15 protein-coding genes and 1 pseudogene are annotated in these 18,858 nt (G+C 65.5%); 9 read left to right on the top strand and 7 right to left on the bottom strand.

What is annotated here, in order from left to right:
- The gene (locus IEV64_RS14115; protein ID WP_188424170.1) at positions 1-1,074 is read left to right on the top strand and encodes a hypothetical protein; all 1,074 of its coding nucleotides are present in this window, start codon (positions 1-3) and stop codon (positions 1,072-1,074) included.
- Between the two features lie 63 nt (positions 1,075-1,137).
- Positions 1,138-1,914 (top strand): HpcH/HpaI aldolase family protein, encoded by a 777-nt coding sequence (locus IEV64_RS14110; protein WP_188424169.1) that lies wholly within the window; start codon positions 1,138-1,140, stop codon positions 1,912-1,914.
- A gap of 149 nt (positions 1,915-2,063) precedes the next feature.
- Here IEV64_RS14110 and IEV64_RS14105 read toward each other — a convergent pair whose 3' ends face one another.
- Entirely contained in the window at positions 2,064-2,966 is a 903-nt protein-coding gene (locus IEV64_RS14105; protein WP_188424168.1) for a dihydrodipicolinate synthase family protein, read from the bottom strand.
- Between the two features lie 92 nt (positions 2,967-3,058).
- Between IEV64_RS14105 and IEV64_RS14100 the strand changes: the two genes are divergently transcribed.
- Positions 3,059-3,487, top strand: coding sequence for a universal stress protein (locus IEV64_RS14100; RefSeq protein WP_004968630.1), 429 nt, complete (start codon positions 3,059-3,061; stop codon positions 3,485-3,487).
- Positions 3,488-3,506: 19 nt separating this feature from the next.
- Positions 3,507-4,826, top strand: a complete 1,320-nt coding sequence (locus tag IEV64_RS14095; RefSeq protein WP_188424167.1) for a nickel pincer cofactor-dependent isomerase, group 22 — start codon at positions 3,507-3,509, stop codon at positions 4,824-4,826.
- 910 nt (positions 4,827-5,736) lie between these two features.
- On the opposite strand, the gene fdhF is transcribed toward IEV64_RS14095, so the two are convergent.
- Both fdhF and IEV64_RS14085 read right to left on the bottom strand, forming a co-directional pair.
- The gene (fdhF, locus tag IEV64_RS14090; protein ID WP_188424166.1) at positions 5,737-9,063 is read right to left on the bottom strand and encodes a formate dehydrogenase subunit alpha; all 3,327 of its coding nucleotides are present in this window, start codon (positions 9,061-9,063) and stop codon (positions 5,737-5,739) included.
- Positions 9,060-10,580, bottom strand: coding sequence for an NADH-ubiquinone oxidoreductase-F iron-sulfur binding region domain-containing protein (locus IEV64_RS14085; RefSeq protein ID WP_229722643.1), 1,521 nt, complete (start codon positions 10,578-10,580; stop codon positions 9,060-9,062). Before IEV64_RS14085 ends, fdhF begins: the two co-directional genes overlap by 4 nt.
- A gap of 136 nt (positions 10,581-10,716) precedes the next feature.
- On the opposite strand from IEV64_RS14085, the gene IEV64_RS14080 reads away from it, so the two are divergent.
- Positions 10,717-10,992 (top strand): DUF8113 family protein, encoded by a 276-nt coding sequence (locus IEV64_RS14080; RefSeq protein WP_188424165.1) that lies wholly within the window; start codon positions 10,717-10,719, stop codon positions 10,990-10,992.
- Between the two features lie 109 nt (positions 10,993-11,101).
- Here the strand turns inward: IEV64_RS14080 and IEV64_RS14075 are convergent, their stop codons facing one another.
- On the bottom strand, positions 11,102-11,482 hold the full coding sequence (locus IEV64_RS14075; RefSeq protein WP_188424164.1) for a Rid family detoxifying hydrolase: 381 nt from the start codon (positions 11,480-11,482) through the stop codon (positions 11,102-11,104).
- A gap of 319 nt (positions 11,483-11,801) precedes the next feature.
- Between IEV64_RS14075 and IEV64_RS14070 the strand changes: the two genes are divergently transcribed.
- Positions 11,802-12,959, top strand: a complete 1,158-nt coding sequence (locus IEV64_RS14070) for a glutathione-independent formaldehyde dehydrogenase (protein WP_188424329.1) — start codon at positions 11,802-11,804, stop codon at positions 12,957-12,959.
- A gap of 69 nt (positions 12,960-13,028) precedes the next feature.
- A complete protein-coding gene (locus tag IEV64_RS14065; protein WP_007274320.1) occupies positions 13,029-13,190 on the top strand; it encodes a hypothetical protein in 162 nt (53 codons plus the stop codon).
- Here IEV64_RS14065 and IEV64_RS14060 read toward each other — a convergent pair whose 3' ends face one another.
- Entirely contained in the window at positions 13,191-14,324 is a 1,134-nt protein-coding gene (locus tag IEV64_RS14060) for a CobW family GTP-binding protein (protein WP_188424163.1), read from the bottom strand.
- 286 nt (positions 14,325-14,610) lie between these two features.
- Here IEV64_RS14060 and IEV64_RS14055 point away from each other — a divergent pair, with 286 nt between their 5' ends.
- Positions 14,611-16,365 carry an aldehyde ferredoxin oxidoreductase family protein gene (locus IEV64_RS14055; RefSeq protein ID WP_188424162.1) on the top strand — a complete coding sequence of 585 codons (1,755 nt, stop codon included), beginning with the start codon at positions 14,611-14,613 and terminating at the stop codon, positions 16,363-16,365.
- 51 nt (positions 16,366-16,416) lie between these two features.
- Positions 16,417-17,148, top strand: a complete 732-nt coding sequence (gene yqeC, locus IEV64_RS14050) for a selenium cofactor biosynthesis protein YqeC (RefSeq protein ID WP_188424161.1) — start codon at positions 16,417-16,419, stop codon at positions 17,146-17,148.
- On the opposite strand, the gene IEV64_RS14045 is transcribed toward yqeC, so the two are convergent.
- A complete protein-coding gene (locus IEV64_RS14045) occupies positions 17,145-17,756 on the bottom strand; it encodes a molybdenum cofactor guanylyltransferase (protein WP_188424160.1) in 612 nt (203 codons plus the stop codon). The two genes, yqeC and IEV64_RS14045, sit on opposite strands and share 4 nt — an antisense overlap.
- Before the next feature lie 305 nt (positions 17,757-18,061).
- Positions 18,062-18,707, bottom strand: a pseudogene (locus IEV64_RS14040) (IS6 family transposase).
- Between the last annotated feature and the right edge of the window lie 151 nt (positions 18,708-18,858).

Below are 18,858 nucleotides of genomic sequence, written 5' to 3'. Positions count from 1 at the left end.
ATGAACAAACTCCGCGCGTTCGTCGTCGGTGGCTGTCTGACGCTCTCTGTCGCGCTCGCCTTCGTGGGCCTCCACTACGGCCTCGGTCCCGCTTCGAGAGACGGGTACGTCACGGCGCTCGCCGCCGTCGCCCTCCTCCCGACGATTCCGCTGGTAGCCGCACACGCGAAGTTCGCGTTCCGACGGCTCGCCGAGTACCGACGAAACGGCTCAGGACTCAGTTTCGAGCGCGACTCCATCTTCGTCTCGGCCGATACGGTGGGCGACGCCGAGCGGGCACTCAGCGACATCGAAGCGGCCGTCGAGGCGGCGGACGAGTACGACGAGTGTCGCCGCGACAGATTCGGTGAAGGGCGCGGCCTCAACGTTCGTCACACCGGGTTCCACAACTCGTTCGTTCGCGTCGCCGGCGACGGCCGCCTCGTCGTGACGGGAGCGTCGCAGAACACGCACTCGCTGGCGGCGCTCGTCGAGCGCGTCGCGTCGCTGACGATGGAGCGGACGCGAATGCACCCCTTCTTCGCACGCAAGCCAGTTCGAGGAGCGCCCAGAGCGTTCCTCGGGCTCTTCCTCGTCGTGGTGTTCGTCTTCGGTGCCGGCGGCGTCGTGGGTGCGGCCTATCCGGCGGACGCCTACAGCGCACCCGAACGGGTCGTCCTCGTCGGCTACGATACGCGCGCGGTGGCAACCCCCGGATACGACGCGACCGACGCCACGCTCGACAAGGCCGCGTTCCTCGTCGACTCACTCGGCGAAGAGGCGGTCGAAATCGGCTGGGACCGCGACGACGCGGACAAGCTCACCACCCACGGGCGACAGGCGGTCTTCCTCTCCGAGACAGTATCGACACAGCTCGGCGCGGTCCGGGAAGACGCGTCGGCGACGGGCGAGCGCGAACGCGTCGCCGCACTCGAAGCCGACCTGCACGCCGCGGAGTGCCGGGTCGCCGCGCGGATAACCAGCCGCGTCGAATCGGGGAACGTCGCGGGAGACGCGAGCGCCCTCGTCAGTGCGGGCGAGTCGCTCCGAGCGAGCGCGGCAGACGCCGGCTACGCCTGTGCGACTGAGGCGTGAGGCGACCGCTTGCCCCCCCGAGTATTGCGAAGCTATACCTGCTCGAAATCCGAGAGTGCTCACATGGTCGAACACGATGGGCTGAAACGCGCCGGCCAGTCGCCGGACCAACTGATCGGAACGTGGGCCGTGATTCCCCACCCAAGCACCGCGGAGCTACTCGCCGGCGTCGGATACGATTTCGTCGTCTTGGACGCGGAACACACGCCGATGTCGTACGAGACGATGGAGAACATGGTCCGCGCGGTCGACGCGGCACCGGGTGAGACGGAAACTCTCGTCCGGGTGCCGGACGACGACCCCGCGACGCTGAAACGGACGCTCGACCTCGACCCGACCGGGGTGCTCGTTCCCATGGTCGAGACGGCGGAACAGGCCGCGGCCGTCGTCGACGCCAGTCGCTATCCGCCGGCGGGAACGCGAGGGCTCGGCCTCGGCCGCGCGACGGGGTACGGACGCGCGCTCGGCGAGCACGTCGAGTCCGCGGAGGAGACCGTCGTGAGGTACGTTCAACTGGAGTCCGAGCGTGCGGTCGCGAACGCCGAAGCCATCGCGGCGGTCGATGGAATCGACGGCGTGTTCATCGGACCGGTCGACCTCTCGATGTCGATGGACCGCTTCGGAGAGTGGGACGACGGAGACTTCCTCGAAGCGGTCGACCGCGTTGTCGAGGCCGCGTCCAACGCCGGGGTGGCGGTCGGGACCCTTGCGACCGACGCCGACCAGCGGGCGACCCGCCTCGACTGGGGGGTCGACTACCTGGTCGCCGGCGTCGACGCGCTCCACCTCTCGGACGGTGCCGTCGAGGCTTTGGACCACAGCACCACTCTGAGCGAGTGACACTGCGACGGCGCGCCCGCCGTTCGGTCGCCCCGACACTCTCCCCTTGGTCTGCGACGCTGTCGCGTAGCTCCTCGGACGGATTTCGCATCGCCTCCGAGTCGCTGTCGAGCCCACGGTGACCGGAGAATGTGAGGGTGCGAACGCCGTCAGCGATACGCGGCGACGCTCGTCTCGACGAGCGACGAAATCTCGTCGCGGGCAGTCTTGTCGAGGTCGACGAGCGGGGGTCTGACCTCGGCCGTTTCGAGGACGCCGCGGGCACGGAGCGCCGCCTTCGTCGCCGGCGCGAAGCCGTGTTCGACGCACTGTTGGAACAGCGGTGCGATGTGTCGCTCGTGGATTCGGCGCGCCTCGGCGACGTCGCCGCGGTCGGCCGCGGTCGCGGCGGCGACGAACGCTTCGGGGACGACGTTCGAGAGCGCGTTGACGCCCCCGGTCGCGCCCAGCACGAGCCCCGGGACGAGGTGGCTGTCGAACCCCTCGAACAGTTGGAACGCGTCGGGAGTCCGTCGAAGGAGCTCCGAGAAGTAGTTCAAATCGCCGCTCGAATCCTTCAGACCGCGGATAGCGCCGTGCTCGGCGAGGTCGACGACGGCGTCCGCGCCGAGCGACCGGCCGACACAGGCGGGGATGTTGTAGAGGTACAGCGGGAGTGCGCTCTCGTCGGCGACCGACTCGACGAACGCGACGTCACCGGAGGGGTCGTTCGACCCGTGGAAATACGGGAGCGTGATGAGCGCGGCGTCTGCGCCGACCTCGGCCGCGACGTCGATTCGGTCGACGGTCGCCGCGACGCTCGTCGCCGCGGTGCCCGCCATCACAGGCCTGCCGGCGGCCCGTTCGACCGTGGTTTCGAGGACCGCCCGGGACTCGGCGTCGTCGAGACTCGCGAACTCGCCTGTCGTCCCGCACGGGACGAGTCCGTCGACGCCGCCATCGACGACGTGGTCGACGAGCGCTCCGAGCGCTTCGTGGTCGACCGTACCCCCGTCGAACGGCGTGACGAGCGGGCAGTGTACACCATCGAACCGTCGTGCTCCGTCTGTCATCGTCTCGTACTCCCGCCGGTGGCAGTTATATGTTCTCACGACTCGGCGCGAGGCGTCAAGATTTATGTACACATGAGAATACATGGCACACGATGACGATACTGGCAGCAGTCGATGGCGAGCAGAAACCGGACCGCGTCGTGACGATTGGCGAAGACCTCGCGAACGCGTACGACGACCAACTCGTCGTCGTCAACGTCCTCAACCAGAAAGAGTTCGAAGAGCGAGACGACGTCCACCAAGCGGGGTATACGGTCGAGGACGGCCAGAAAGATGCCGAATCGGTGGCTCGGTCCGTCGTCAAAGCGACGACTGACCGGCCGGGACACGTCGAGACGCGCGGCCTCGTCGGTGAAGTCGTCGACGAACTGCTGGGCGAGACGGAGCGACTCGACGCGTCGTATCTCGTCATCGGCGGGCGAAAGCGAACGGCGGTGGGGAAGGCGCTGTTCGGCAGTACGACCCAGTCGGTCCTCCTGAGCGCGGACGTCCCCGTCGTCGCGGTCATGGACGAAAAGTGAACACGGGACTCAGGCACAGATGGTGACACTCGACCTCCCCAGCCGAGAGCGACTCGAAGCGGTGAACGACGCCACGCTCGACGACCTTCCAGCCTTCGCGACCGTCCGCTCGGTTTCGGACCCGCCGGAGGTAGACGACGTCCGAGCGAGCGCCGTCGAGGCAGTCGACGACGTACCGGCGTTCGAGACGCTTCCATCGGGATCGTCGGTGGCGATTACGGCGGGAAGTCGCGGGATTCACGACATGCCGGCCGTCCTCGCGGCGGTTGTCGAGGAACTCCAAACCCGGAACTTCGACCCGTTTATCATGCCCGCGATGGGAAGTCACGGCGGCGCGACCGCGGAGGGTCAGATTCAGACGTTGGCCTCACTCGGCATCACCGAGGCGTCGATGGGCTGTGAGGTCCGCTCGTCGATGGCCGTCGAGCGAGTCGCCGAAGACCCGAACGGCGAGCCGATATTCGCGGCGAAAGACGCGCTCGAAGCCGACGCCGTCCTCCTCGCGAACCGCGTGAAACTCCACACCGACTACCGCGGTCCAATCGAGTCTGGGCTCTGTAAGATGGCCGTCGTCGGACTCGGGAAACACCGCGGTGCCGAGAACATGCACAACGCCGCAATCGCTCGCGGGTTCGACGAGGTCATCCCCGAACGCGCGGAGATACTGCTCGATGAAACCGATATCGTCGGCGGCATCGCCATCGCAGAGAACGACCACGAGCGCGCCGCCTTCATCGAAGGCGTCCCCGCAGAGGAACTCCCCGAACGCGAGTCGGAACTGCTCGAACGGTCGAAAGAGCTGTTCCCTTCGCTCCCCGTCGACCAGTTGGACTTCCTGATGGTCGACGAACTGGGGAAGAACATCAGCGGGACGGGGATGGACACGAACGTCGTCGGCCGGGTCTGGTTCCACAACCAGCCCGAAGTGAACTCGCCGGAGATAACGCGAATCTACGTTCGGTCGGTCACACCGGAGTCACACGGTAACGCAATCGGCATCGGCCTCGCAGACTACGTCAACCAATCCCTCGTCGAAGCCGTCGATTTCGAGGACATGTACGTCAACATCACCACGAGCGGCGAGCCCGAACGCTCGAAGATTCCGTTCGTCGTCCCCTGCGATGCAACGGCGTTTATCCTCGCGGCTTCGATGACCGGCGTTCCCGACCTGAGTGAGATGCGTATCGGCCGCATCACTAACACTCTCGAACCCGGGACGATGCTGGCTTCTGAACCCGTCCTCGATGAGCTAGCGGGACGCGACGACGTCGAAATTGGCGACCGTCGACGCCTCGAATTCGACGCCGACGGCACGCTCGTCTCCGCTATCGAAGAGTAGTCACGACGCGCGTCGGTCCGGGCGAACGGCGCTCCGGCTACGAGTCGCGTCGACGCGACACGTTCGACGCGACAGGCTACGGGCCGGATAAACGCGATTTCGCTCGTCGTCGGCGGTCAACCCGACTCAATTGTTAGTCTTAACCGTCGAGCGGGTACGTCCGGCGCTTCGAGTCACTCGCCACAAATGACAAAATAAATATATGTACTCCTCTCTGTCATACCCTAATTAGCACAAGGCAGTTGTGTTCGTCCATCGAGCGGTATCCCGTTCGGTAAGTACATTTGAATAGCTTCTGCTACACAATACTCCTCCGGCCATTTGGGTGCGACGACCCGCGGATTGCGGACTCATTCGACTTCTCTCGGGTGGCCGAAACCCGTTGTCGATGGTGATTCACCCCGTATGAGAACCGCACATTCATCTGTTTCACGGCCTATACTTCTCTCATTTCGAATACCCCTGCGGTGAACCGAGCGACGAGGACAGTTCTGGAGCCCCCGGACCGTGTGGCGGCGAGGGGTGCAGTCATACCGAATTGTCTTGCGTTATTCTCTCAAAACGGGTGGTCGATAGCTTGGACAGCAGGCACGTCGACCTCGACACCCACGGGGTCGAAGCCAGCAGTCTGTTGCACGGAGATAACTGATACAATCAGGGGTTGGACGGGCAATGAGCGACGTTGAGAGTCGAGAACCCCCGACGATTCGACTTCTCCATCGTGACCTGTCCATCAAATACGTGTGTTGACACAACTTCGAACAGGTAATGAGAAGCACCTGACTCGGCAGTCGAGGACAACCGTACGCGCCGTGCTCTCGTGAAGAACGAGTCGTCGTTCGCGGGAGTCGGTCGCACCCGTTCACGCACCGATTTGAAGACGCACCAAGCGGCGAAACGCTCGCGGCAATCAGTCGTCGCCGCGTGGGGCGCTCCCAGCGCCCGCGTCCGGGGTCCGAAGCACGTCCGGGTCGGCGTCCGGTCCGAGCGGTTCGACGCGCACGCTCGACACTTTGTACTCCGGAATGCCGGCCTGCGGGTCGAAGGTCTCCTGCGTGAGTTTGTTGACCGCGCCGGCCGCGAAGTGCATCGGGATGAACAGCGTTCCATCGCCGACGCGGTCGGTCACCACGGCTTTGACGACGATGTCACCACGGCGGGACTCGACCCTGACGTACTCGCCGTCCGAAACGCCGAGTTCCGCGGCGGTCGTCGGATTGATTTCGACGAAGCTCTCGCCGACGTGGCTCATGAGACCCTCGACGCGTCGGGTGATCTGTCCGGTGTGCCAGTGGTAGAGGACCCGACCGGACGTGAGTGTGAAGGGATACTCCTCGTCCGGTAGTTCACCGGGATGGCCGCCGTCCGCCGGCACGAAGCGGGCCAGCCCGTCGTCGAAGTTGAAGTTCCCCTCGTCGTAGTCGTAGAGGTACGGCGTGCCGGGGTGGTCGTCGTCCCAGCACGGCCACTGGAGTCCGTGTTCGTCGCCCGATTCGAGGCGGTCGTAGCTGACGCCGCCGTAGATGGGCGTCAGGTCGCTAATCTCGTCCATCACTTCCCGCGGGTGGTCGTAGCCCCAGTCGTAACCGAGTCTGGCCGCCAGTTCCTGGGTTATCTCCCAGTCTTGACGCGCCTTTCCGGGCGGTTTCGCGGACGCTCGAACCCGCTGGACGCGACGCTCGGTGTTGGTGAACGTGCCGTGTTTCTCCGGCGAGGTCGCCGCCGGCAGAATCACGTCGGCGTACTCCGCGGTCTCCGTCATGAAGATGTCCTGTACGACGAGGAAGTCCAGGCTATCGAGCGCCTCACCGGCGTGTTGGATATCGGGTTCCGAGAGCGCGGGGTTCTCCCCGACGATGTACATTCCGCGGAGATTGCCTTCGTGGGCCTCGCTGAGCATCTCCGGGACTTTGAGTCCGGGTTCTGCCGGCGGACGTTCGCCCCACACCTCGGCGAACTTCTCGCCGACCTCGTCGTCGGCCGGGTCCTGATACCCGGGCAGGCTCCCGGGCAGGGTTCCCATGTCGCCGCCGCCGCCCTGCACGTTGTTCTGGCCCCGGAAGGGAGAGAGTCCGGCACCCGGTTTCCCGACCTGCCCGAGCGTGAGCGCGAGGTCGGCCATCGCGAGGAGGTTTTCCGTCCCGTGGCTGGATTGGGTCATCCCCATCGCCCAGCCGAAGACGACGTTCTCGGCGTCGGCGAGCGTCTCGGCGGCCGACTTCAGCTCGTCGGGCGAGACGCCGGCCAGTTCCTCGACTTTCTCGGGTGTGAACGCCTGGACCTTCCGCTTGACCTCCTCGAACCCTTTCGTATTCCGTTCGATGAACGTCTCGTCGTGCAGGTCGTGTTCGATGAGGTATCGGATGAGCCCGTTGAGCCACGCCACGTCGTAGCCGGGCGTCGTCCTCGTGTACTGATCGGCGTGCTCGGCGATGCCGATCTTCCGGGGGTCGAACACCACGAGGTCGGCCCCGTCGCGGACGTTCTGCTTGATGCGAGTCGCCAGCACCGGATGCGATTCGGTCGTGTTCGACCCGCTTATGAGGTAGGCGTCGGCCTCGCCGATGTCCTCGTTGATGCGATTCGTCATCGCGCCGTACCCGAGCGTCTGTTGGAGCGCCGCCACCGTCGACGAGTGACAGAGCCGGGCGCAGTTGTCGATGTTCTTCGTGCCGAGCACCTGCCGCGCGAACTTCTGGACGAGGTACGCCTCCTCGTTGCTCCCCTTCGACGACGCGAGGCAACTGACCGCGTCGACGCCGTGTTCGTCCTGAATCCCGTGGAGTCCGTCGGCGACGTAGTCGAGCGCCTCGTCCCACGACGCCGCCTCGAACTCGCCGTCCTCGTTTCGAATCAGCGGTCTCGTGAGCCGGTTTTCGCTGTTGGCGAACTCGTGTCCGAACTTCCCTTTCACGCACGTCGAGAAGTTGTTGGCCGGTGCGTTGTCCGGGTCCTCGACGGGTTGGACGCCGAGGGCCTTCCCGTCTTTCCCCCACATCTCGAACCGACAGCCGACCGCGCAGAATCCGCAGGTCGTCTCCGCTTTGTCGAGGTTGCCCAGTCGGTAGTCGCTGACGAGCGACGCGACCTGGAACAGCCGGCCCTCCGGCAACGTTCGGGCCGCGAGGTTCTCGGCGGTGTGTTCGCCCGCGAGCATGGCCTTCCGACCGTACTCCCCGAGGAGGTCGGACGCTCGGCGCTTGCTCTGGGCCATGTATCGGGCGACGCCGTGTTGTTTCTCCCCGCTGGCGCTGGCTTCGCCCCCAGCACCCCTCGCGCCACCGGGAGCGGGCGAGCGGTTCGGCGCCGTCGTGTCGTCGAGGGTCTCCACCTCCTCGTGTTCGATGACCCGCCCGACGGAGTTCCGCTGTGTGAATCCCGGGAGCGGGAGGGTCCCCGCGCCACCGATGTCCTTCTCGGTCAAGGCACCGGTCGGACAGACCGTGGCACAGTGCCCGCAGGAGACGCAGTCGGAGTCGGCCATCGTCTCAGCGTCGGACTGGAAGCCGATACGGGTGTCCTCGCCGGAGCCCTCGATACGGAGGACTCCTTCGACCTGAACGTCGTTACAGCCCTCGACGCACCGGTTACAGAGGATGCACTTGTTGCGGTCGATTTGGATGAACGAGGAGCTGTCGTCGAGAGGCTCGTACTCGCTTCGCTCGTCGAAGACGCCGTAGCGCGGGTGGTCGACCCCCTCGCTGATGGCCGTCTCCTGTAGCTCACACCGACCGTTTCCGTTACAGGTCGTACACCGCAGGTTGTGGTTGGAGAGGACGAGGTCGAGGTTGACGCTCCGGCACTCCTCGGCGGTCGCCGTGTCGGTCTCGACCGTCAGACCGTCCGTCGCCGGGAACGAACAGGAGGGGACGACCCCGTGTTCGTCCGTCTCGACCATGCAGGTCCGACACTCGCTCCGAGGGCCGATTTCGTCGCTCGCGTCGCCCTCGCGGTCGTAGTAGCAGAGCGCCGGAACGTCGGCGTCCTCGTCGAGGCTGTCGGCACCGGGGTCCACGCTCACGACCTCGTCGTCGACGGCTTGCATGGCGTCGATGACGGTCGACCCCGGCGGGACGGTGACCGGAGTCCCGTTGACGGTGACCGTCGTCGGGCGCTCGCCATCGGTTCCGACGGGCGGGTCGTTCGCGGTCCCGGTCTCGAACTCAGCCGTGACCGACGTCTCGTGCTGTGGGTCGTCTATCTCCGGAACGCCCGGAAGTGGGTCGTCAGTGCTCATAGTTTGTCAGCGCAGGCGCCGCTCGGACAGCGGCCGTTCGCGTGTGCTTCGAAACTCGATTCGAACTCGTCCATCGCAGTCAGCACCGGGCGCGGGGCACGGGCCCCGATTCGACAGTTGCTCGACCGGGCCATGACCCGACCGAGTTCGCGTATCTTCTCCCGGTCGAGCGAGCCACGGTAGACCGCTCGCACCAGTTCGGTGAGTTGGACGGTTCCCTCCCGTCCCGGCACGCACCGCCCGCTGTTGGCTTCCGACGCAAAGCGCGCTCGCTCTCCGGCAGTGGCGACCGCACACCGCTCGTCGTTCAACAGTTCGACGACGCCTTCGGTTCCGAGGCCGGCCGCGGTCAGTTCCGCTGTGGTCGACGTCACGTCCAACGTCCGAGTGATGCCGCCGAACACCCCGCCGACGCAGGCCATCTTGAACGAGCCCTCCAGTTCGACGGCGTCCCGAGCCGTCGAGAGGCGGGCGTCCGAGCCGATTTCTATCGTCGCGGGTGCGGCCACGTCGCCGGTGACAGTCAGCAGTCGCGTCGCCGAGGCGGAGCCGTCTGCGTCGGACTCCTCCGGGGCCGAAAGCGCGAGATGTATCTGCGCGAACGTCCGCGGCGTGTGGATGACCGTCGGGCGACCGTAGAGTCCGTACTCGGCCGGCGACGGTGGCTGGAGACGCGGTTCGATTCTGTCCGCGCCCTCGATGGCTTCCAGCGCCGCCGTCGGCGCGCCGGCGCGGTACTCGTCCGGGCCTGCGACGACCACCGGAACGACCGGGAGTTCGTCCGCGGCGGCGTCAATGGCCTGCTGGAGACGCGCTCGAAGTTCGGTGTCGGTTTCAGCGACATGGATGACCGCATCAGTCGTATCGAGGTACTCGGCGACGGCCGCCACCCCGTCGAGCACCGACATCGTCGACCCGGCGAGGAGCGTTCGGTCCGCCCGCTGGCGGTCGTCCGCGTCGTTCGCGTTCACGACGACGACTGGGTCGCCGTCAGTCTCTCGCGCCAGTCGCCAGGCGTCGGCGACCGGTTCGTCAGCGCTGGCGTCGCCCCTGCCTCGACCGACGAGGCCGGCGTCCGCGATAGCGCCCGCGTCTCTGTCGGGCGAGCGAAACTGACACGCCGCCGGGTCCAGCGGGACGACCCACCCGCAAGGACCGAGGGCGCGTCGCTGACCCACTGCGAGCGGTCCACCCGACGGGACCGGTAAGGTCGTCGTCTCGGCGTCGTGTTCGACGACCGCCGCGGCACCGTCCGTCGGTAACGCTCCCGCTTCCACGTCGGCGACGATATCTCGGACCCTCGATGTCTCCGGGGCCGGGAAGAACGCGGTCCGCCCCGCCTCGGTCGCGAGAACCAACGGGTCGTACTCGCTGATTCCGGTGGGTCCCGTTCGGAGGACCGGAACGGAGTCGGCGGCGGCGCGTGCGGCGCTCAAGACGCGCTCGCCGTGCTCCGTTCGCCCGGCACCCGAGACCCGGACGGTCGGCGACCGGACCTCGTCTCCTGTGCGATTCATTCTCACTGCTGAAGAGACACGGCGGGGTTAAAAAAATCACCCCACCCACTCGCGTCGGAGTGGGTGAAAAGTGACCGTTCCCGACCGGACAGCGAGCGGAGCAAAGAGCTAAGGCGGCGACGCGTCGTCTACCGTGATGATGACGAACCCACGGTTCGACGACGTTCGAGCAAAGGCGGCCGACGCGACTCGCGAAGACGACGTCCAGTCCGTGTACACCGGACTCGTCCACGACGACGGTCGGCACGAGTACTACTTCGCCAACGACACCGAGGGCGCATCGGAGTTGCGCGAGACGGCGGCCGTCCAACTCGGGATGCTGGTTCGGGTTCTCGCGGACCGCTCCGAAAGCGACGTCGACGAAATCACCGACCTCGCGGCGGAGCGAGCCGAGAACATGCGGTTGAAGTAGTCGCAAGCGACGACACCGGGCGCTCGGAAGCGCGTTCTCGTCGGCGAGTGTCGTCTCAAAAACCCTCGCGCGGGTCGGGCGCAGTTGCGTCCGCTCGGAACCGCCGACCCTATTCGGTCGCCGCTATCGCTTCGATCTCTATCGCGGCTCCTTTCGGCACGTTCCCGACCTCGACCGCGCTACGCGCCGGCGGCTCCTCGTCGAAGAACTCGCTGTACGCCTCGTTGAACTCCTCGAAATCGTCGATATCGTCGAGGAAGACGGTCGTTTTGAGCACGTCGTCGAGGGACCCGCCTTCCGCGGCGAGAATCGCCGCCACGTTTTCGAGACACTGCGTCGTCTGGTCGCCGACAGAGGCGTCGTCGAGTAGCTCCCCGTCGGGCGTGAGCGGAAGTTGGCCCGCGGTGAGGATGAGGTCGCCGTTCGTCGTCGCTTGACTGTACGCGCCAACAGCCGCCGGTGCGTCCGAAGTACTAATCGTGCGCTTCATGGCCGGCCGTTTCGAACGGGCCGTAATAAATCCACGTCCGGGACGAGACGCATCGCACGAAATGTAAGAACGCAGTTAATTTGTGGTCCTCTCTCGGCTTGCACGCCGTACTTACTCGCCCTCACGGACACAGATGCCTGTGGGTGGTGTAGCCGTCGACACCGCCGGTCGAACACAGACCATAATCTAACTGATGGGTTGAAAACGGAGCGCTGGGACTATTTAAATCATTAATGTGTCAAAATCCACGAAGCTCACTCGCACCCGAGCTATATATGATATCCGTTCGCAGAGAGCGAGCGGAGTCAGAACGATGTCAATGAACGCAGTCGTCTACAAAGGCGAACGAGAGGTCGCGGTCGAAGCAGTCGAAGAGCCCCAGATTCAACACCCGAACGACGTCGTTATCGACATCACGACGACCTGCATCTGCGGGTCCGACCTGCACATGTACGAGGGTCGGACGGCCGCGGAGCCCGGAATCGTGTTCGGCCACGAGAACATGGGTATCGTCGAGGAGGTCGGCGAGGCCGTCAGCGGCCTCGAAGTCGGCGACCGCGTCGTCGCGCCGTTCAACGTCGCCTGCGGCTTCTGTGAGAACTGCGAGAACGGCTACACCGGCTTCTGTACCAACGTCAACCCCGGATTCGCCGGTGGGGCGTACGGCTACGTCGCCATGGGTCCCTATCAAGGTGGTCAGGCGGAAAAACTCCGCATTCCGTATGCCGATTTCAACGCGCTCAAACTGCCGGACGGTCGGGAACACGAGGACTCGTTCTCGCTCCTCGCGGACATCTTCCCGACGGGCTGGCACGGCACGGAGCTCGCCAACCTCGAAGCGGGCGATTCCGTCGCTATCTACGGCGCCGGACCGGTCGGCCTGATGGCCGCCTACAGCGCCAAACTCAAGGGCGCGGCCGAGATTTACGTCGTCGACCGCGTTCCCAGTCGCCTCGCGCTCGCCGAGGAGCACTGTGACGCCACGCCCATCAACTTCGAGGAGGGCGACCCCGTCGAACAGATCAAAGAGCTTCACGGCGGCGGTGTCGACAAGGGCGTCGACGCGGTCGGCTATCAGGCCATCGACCCGGACAAGCAGGCCGACAGTGCGTACGACCCCGCCCGCGAGAACCCGGCGGTTGTCATCAACAACCTCATTCGGACGGTCCGGCCGACCGGCGAACTCGGGATTCCCGGTCTCTACGTCCCCGACGACCCCGGCGCTCCCGACGAGATGGCCGCGCAGGGCCGCCTCGGCATCGACTTCGGCCTGCTCTTCGAGAAAGGGCAGGCACTCGGCACCGGCCAGTGTAACGTCAAGGAGTACAACCGACAGCTCCGCGACATGATAATCGAGGGCCGCGCCGACCCGAGCTGGGTCGTCTCCCATCGCGTCGGCCTCGACGACGCGCCCGAGATGTACGAGAAGTTCGACAACCGCGAGGAGGGCGTCACGAAGGTCCTGCTGGAACCCTAACGGTAACCGTCGCTTCCCCCTCTGATTTTCACCGATACGCCTTTGACGGTCACCCCGCTATTCCGGTCTATGTGCCAGTACTGTAGCTACCGGTACCACGACGGCTGGACCCAGCTGTTGGAGTACGACGAGACGTACCAGACGGTAGTCGGCGGTGAGTCGGAGTCGACCTACGGCTTCCACGAATCGTGGGACGAACTCCGAGACGAAGTCGACTTCGGCGCGGCCTAATCAGGGGGATTCACGGGGAAACGGGTCGTCGGGATACGCCGCCGCCCGCTCGTCCGTCGTCGCCAGACAGTCGTCGAGTTCTCCGCACAGGGCCGCCTCGTCGAGGTCGCGGCCGATGAATACGAGTCGCGTCGCGGGGTCGTCGTCTTCCCACCGACCGATGGGGCCGGCCTGCACCGACGGCCCCGCCTGACTCACACCGAGCACCGTCTCGGGACGACTCGCGACCCACGCGAACCCCTTCGCGCGGACGACGTTCCCCCGCCAGTCGTCGAGCCACGCGTCGAGTCGGTGCGGGTGGAACGGGCGGTCTCGACGGTAGACGAAGGACTCGACACCGTGAGCCGTCGCGGCCGAAACGCCCTCGTCGTGGGTGTGACCGTGGTCGTGGTCGTGGTCGTGGTCGTCGTCCGCCTCGTCCCCGTCGCTCGCGAGGGCCTGTTTCCAGCCCTGCTGGCGTTTCGCCGCCCCGAAATCGAAGCGCCCCGTATCGAGGACCTGGCTCGGCTCGACCTCGCTGTGGGTCGTCCGGTGGAGGCTCGCGCGCGGCTGGAGTTCCCGAATCTCGGCTTCGACGGCGTCCAGCGCATCGCCGGGGACCATGTCGCACTTGTTCAGCAACAGCACGTCACAGAACTCGACCTGCTCGACGAGCACGTCCGTCAGCGGTCGTTCCGGGTCGGGGGCGGCGTCCGGAAGCGATTCCGCCGGGTCGAACGCCTTCCAAAACCCGTAGGCGTCGATGACCGAGACCGTGGTGTCCAACCGGAGTTGTTCCGGCAGATTACCCTCGTTCGACTCCCCCGTCAGCGTTCGCGCAATCGGGAGCGGTTCGCTGATGCCAGAGGCTTCGATGAGAAGATAGTCGAACGAACGGGTCTCCGCCAGCCGCGTCACCTCGGTCACGAGGTCGTCCTGTAGCCGACAGCAGATACAGCCGTTCGAGAGGTCGATTACCCCGTCGTCCGACTCGGAGGCGACTAACTCCGCGTCGACGTTCAGTTCGCCCATGTCGTTGACGACGACGGCTATCTCCCTTCCGCCGGGGTCGTCCAAGAGTCGATTGACCAACGTCGTTTTACCCGCGCCGAGTGGACCGCTAACGACCGTAATCGGTATTTCCGCTGTGGACATATCGATGCTGTGCGACGTCTCGCGGGGAGCTGTAATCAATGCTGGGCCACCCCGCGCAGACTGAGTGTCGAACCCTCACGCCGCGGACCTCGGTTCGAAAACACATCATTTTCTATTAGTGATATGTCGAGTTTCGCGGCGGTTCCCGTCGGACACCCCGACCCCCGCGTAAGCCCGAGCCACAATCGCGTTACCGACGGTCGCGTCGGTCGCGCTCGCGGACTCGCCCGTCCGGTCGAACCGATTGGCATCATTTTTTTGGTCGCCGGTACTGACGAACGACCAGATGGCACCCTCCGTCCCCGAACGACTCCTCGCGGTCGACCTGTCTTCCGGCTCCGTCGAGAGTCGGCCGATTCCGGACGAGTGGCGACGGCGATACGTCGGCGGGAAAGGGTTGGGTGCCCGCTATCTCTACGACGAACTCGACGCCGGCGTCGACCCGCTCGGCGAGGAGAACGCGATTCTGTTCATGCTCGGCCCGCTTTCGGGGTACCTCCCGGAGGAGTCGAGATACGCCGCCATCACGAAATCCCCGCTGACGGGGTGTTTCCTCGACTCGTATGCTGGCGGCGAGTTCCCCGACTCGCTGACCGGCGCGCTCGGGTCGCACATGGGCCTGCTCGTGACGGGCGTCGCGTCCGAACCTGTTCACCTCGTTATCGAAGACGGAGACGCGACGATTACCCCTGCCGAGACGTGGGGTGCCGACACGGTCGAAACGGCGCGAGCGTTCCCCGACGCGTCGGTCGCGTGTATCGGCCCCGCGGGCGAACAGCAGGTCGCATATGCCACGGTCGCCTCCGACGGCGGCGAGCACCACGCGGGTCGAGGGGGTGCGGGAGCGGTCATGGGTTCGAAGCGGCTGAAGGCGATCATCGCGAAAGGAGACCCACCTGACGGGTTAGACGACCTGCGAGAGGCCTACGCGACGAAGTACCGAGAGACCGCTACCGGACAGTGGCTACGGGCCAGCGGGACCGTCGAAACTATCGATTTCGCGAACGAAATCGGCGCGCTCTCGACGCGAGGCTGGAGCGACGGGCAGTTCGAAGCGGCGGACGAGTTAGGCATCACGACGGTCGAAGACCGGGCTGTCGACCGCGAACACGCCGACACGACGGAACCGGGTGGGTTTCGCGTCGCCACGGAGGACGGCGACCACGTCCCACGCGGTGCCACCGCGATGACGCTCGGAGCCGGCCTCGACATCCAGGACTTCGACGCCGTCGCCGAGTTGGGGCAGACCTGCGACCGGCTCGGGATGGACCTCATCAGCGCCGGCAGTGCAGTCGCGTGGACCATCAACGCCGACGCCGCCGACGTCCTCGACCGTCCACTGTCGTTCGGCGACGCCGACGGCGCGCGGGCCCTCTTAGGAGAGATTGCGGAGCGCGAGTCAGCCCTCGGCGACGCGCTCGCGGACGGGGTCGAGGCGGCGGCGACGCGGTTCGGCGGGCGGGACCTCGTCCCCACGGTGAAGTCGATGGAGCTACCGGCCTACGACCCGCGCGGCGCGCAGAGCATGGCACTCGCCTACGCGACCAGCGACCGGGGCGCGTGCCACCGGCGGGCGCGACCCATCGAACGCGAGGCGTTCGACGGAGACTGGGGAGCCGACCGGACCGCGTCGGAGGTCATCCGCGAACAGGACCGGCGGTCGATGCTCTGGAGCCTCATCGCCGACGACTTTTTCGGCGACGCGCTCGACGACCTCGGGCGAGCGTGGCTCGAATCGATCGGCCTCGACCCCGCCGGAGGACTCGCGATAATCGGCGAGCGGATTTGGAACCTGACGCGGCTGTTCAACGTCCGCGAAGGCGTCTCGCGCGAGGACGATTCGCTCCCGGCCGCGCTCCAAGAGCCGCTCGAGACGGGGCCGCGCGCCGGTGCCGCCGTCGACCGCGACGACTTCGACTCGATGCTCGACGCGTACTACCGCCGCCGCGGCTGGAACGAAGACGGCGTGCCGACGACCCGGACTATCGACCGCCTCGACCTCACTGACCTCACCGATGATTTCGACCCACTCCATGATTGAACACCACGCGAACGGCTGGACGACGAACTGTGTACTCCCCGTGGAACGAATATGAAGCTCTCTGATGCGCTCCGCGCTCGAAGCGGCGTGGTCTGCGTCGTCGGCGCGGGCGGGAAGAAGTCCACGCTGTACGCGCTGGCGCGTCGGCTCGACCGCGCCGTCGTGACGGCCACGGTCCGCATCCCCATCTTCGACCAGCACGTCGACGACGTGGTCGTGACCGAGCGCCCGGTCGCCGCGCTCGAACGCGCGACGGACTGGCCGGTGGGCGTCGTTCCCGACCGCGACCGCGACGACCGTTACCGCGGGTACGACCCCGGCGTAGTCGACGCCATCGGGGAATCGGACGCCACCGACGCCGTGCTGGTGAAGGCCGACGGTGCACGGATGCGCGAGTTCAAGGCCCCGGGAGACCGCGAACCACGGCTCCCGACGACCGCCGACACCGTCCTTCCCATCGCCAGCGTCCACGCCGTCGGTGAGCCACTCACCGAAGCGTGCGTCCACCGCCCGGAACGGGTCGCCGCGCTGACCGGCCTCGACCTCGGCGACACGATTCGCCCGTCCGACGTCGCAACGGTGCTCACGAGCGAGCGCGGCGGCCTCGCGGACGTCCCCGACGGCGCGACAGTGGTCCCCGTGCTGAACAAGGTCGACGACTCCGCGCTCGAAGCGGTCGCGCGCGAAATCGCGTCGGAGGTTCTCGCCCGGTCCGACGTTCCGCGCGTCGCCCTGACGCGGTTGACGGCTTCAGAGCCCGTCGTGGCCGTCGTGGGGCGTTAGCCCAACCGTTCCGCCGCACGGGCAAGTTCTTCGGGGGTGTTGATGTTCTCGAAGGTGTCGAGGCTCGCGTACTCGCGCACCTCGTCTTCATCGACGACGACGTAGTCGAGCGTGAACAACGGGTCGATGATTTTGTGGCTTCCCTCGGCCAGCGCGGCCTCGCAAGCGTCGGCCATCGCCGAGGCCCGGTACACCGCGTGGGTCGGTTGGAACCAGCCGTCACCGACCTGCGGCACGGCGGCGTCGCGGCCGCCCGCCCGCTCGAACAGTCGGTCGACGAGCGCGGGGTCGAGAAAGGGCATGTCGCAGGCGGCGACGAACGCGTACTCCGTCTCCGCGGCCCGCAGGCCCGTCATGATTCCAGCCATCGGCCCCTCGTCGCGGTCCGTGTCTTCCGCAATCGTCATCGGGCGGTCGTAGCCGTCGAGCGCGGCCCGGAGTGCATCCGTCTGTTCCGGTCGGCAGTTGACGACGAGGACGTCGATGACGCCGGACATCCGGTCGGCGACGCGGCGAACGAGAGGAGTCCCCGCCAGCGAGGCGACCGCCTTGTCCTCGTCGCCGAACCGCGTCGAGTATCCCCCGGCGATGATGACACCAGTTCGCATATTGGGAGGTCACGTTCGCCGTCCAAAGCAGTTGTGCTCCGAACCGCCCGTCAATCGACGGGCGGCTACGCCTCCGATGCCGAGTCGTTCGCCGGTTTTCCGATACGTCTGAACCGTCGATTTCGGACGTGAGAGCGGTCGAGAGCGGCTAACAGTCATGACACGGCTAGCCGTGTTATCCTATTTTCGCTTCAGTCACGGGTCAACACAGCGCTCGGAGAGGAACGAAACGCCGCGTTGGTCGATAGCAAGGATTGCTATTTCAACATGTAGCGATAGAGACGTCTCGATACTGTAGGCGCTGTCTAGCTAGTGACCTCCTCGGACGGCGTTCGTCCATCGAGCGACCGATGCGATTTTGAAAAGTATAGTATTGCGCAATTGTATGAATCATTCACGGACGATTCCGTGACTGCCCACCCACGAATCGTGGAAGCGGTCGCCTCGCAATTTGAGGGTGTGAAACCACGTTTCGATGAGGTTTCGCTCACCATAGTCAAGCCGACCGCTCACTCCCACCAATAGAGGGCATTCTGATAGCCGTAGTCGTCAAGGAGAAACACGGCGTCTGAGAGATCGTGTTTCTCCGAGAGTCGATGGAGACACGTCGCAGTCGGGGCGGCCACGTGTCGTCGGAACAGTTCGACGTCAAGAATCGGCTTCGCCTCGACGTCTATTGCACCGTACAATCAAGCCCATTCGCCATTGATTCTGACAGCGGTCTCGTCGACCGCAACCCGCTTCGGCTTCGCCTCGGGCGGGTTGTGACTGCTGTCTGCCAGTCGAAGTACCTATTGCCAAACGGCTTGGTGAGAACGTTTAACGCCGGGTAGCCGGAGAGTATTTTCGTCTCGCTGAGTGAACAGCCGGTCGCGTGGAGCTGGACGGCAGACGCTCCCACGTTTCTTCTAAATCCGTCGTAAAGCACTCACTGAGCGGTTTTACGAGCATTTCGACCAACTAACTCAACGACCCGCTCGTTCCTCAAACTGGCTTGACTAGACAGTGCCGACCAGTTGAATTGTTCAGAAATCACATTTCTGTCCGCCGGTCTACCCCTCAGTGTGCTGGTGTGCGCTCTCGAAGCATCCGTTCGAGTACA

This window comes from Haloferax sulfurifontis, assembly GCF_014635105.1.
In the GTDB taxonomy this organism is placed as follows: domain Archaea; phylum Halobacteriota; class Halobacteria; order Halobacteriales; family Haloferacaceae; genus Haloferax; species Haloferax denitrificans.
Note: the sequence above shows the minus strand (reverse complement) of the source record. Positions and strands in the feature narration are given on the sequence as shown.